The 624-nt window shown below is 64.1% G+C and carries 2 pseudogenes; both read left to right on the top strand.

Annotated features, from left to right (window positions below):
- A pseudogene (locus tag ACZY0B_RS27910) lies at positions 1–428 on the top strand (acyl-CoA dehydrogenase); the annotation flags it as partial.
- Positions 429–541: 113 nt separating this feature from the next.
- Positions 542–624, top strand: a pseudogene (locus ACZY0B_RS27905) (TetR/AcrR family transcriptional regulator); the annotation flags it as partial.

Genomic DNA, 624 nt, shown 5'->3' with positions numbered 1-624 from the left:
TCCACGATTGGCGTGCGCCGTTCGAGAGCTTCGCGCACCTGCCCAACGTCGCCCTGCTGCGTGAGCAGATCGACGTGTTGGCCGAAATGCTGGCCAACACCACCCCAGATGCGGTTCAGCAGAAGGACATTGACTTCGCCTTCGGGGTGGGCCAGCTGTTCGCCACGGTGCCCTACGCCCAGCTGATCCTGGAGGAAGCCCCGCTGTCCGGGGTGGACGAGGCGTTGATCGACGAGATCTTCGCCGTGCTGGTGCGCGACTTCAACAGCTACGCGGTCGAATTGTGCGACAAGCACGCCACGACCGACGCGCAGGCCCGGTTCGCGATGCGGATGATCCGTCGTCCGGTGTTCGACCAGGCGCGCTACGACCAGGTGTGGAAGGAACACATCCAGCCGATCAACGGTGCCTACCAGATGCGGCCCTAACCCAGCCCCGCGACCGTGAAGTTAGTTTCACGTTCGGGCTAGCGGGCCGCTACCCCTTGACTGTGACGTAGCTCACCGTAGAATGACCAGTGGTCATTGAAGCGAGGTGAGTCATGCCAACGGTCACGTGGGCGCGGGTCGATCCGGCTCGTCGCGCGGCAATCATCGAAGCCGCCGAGGCCGAGTTCGGGGCGCA

Source organism: Mycobacterium sp. IDUB_19 (assembly GCF_055419445.1).
The sequence above is the reverse complement of the archived record's forward strand: the minus strand, read 5'-3'. Positions and strand labels throughout refer to the sequence as shown.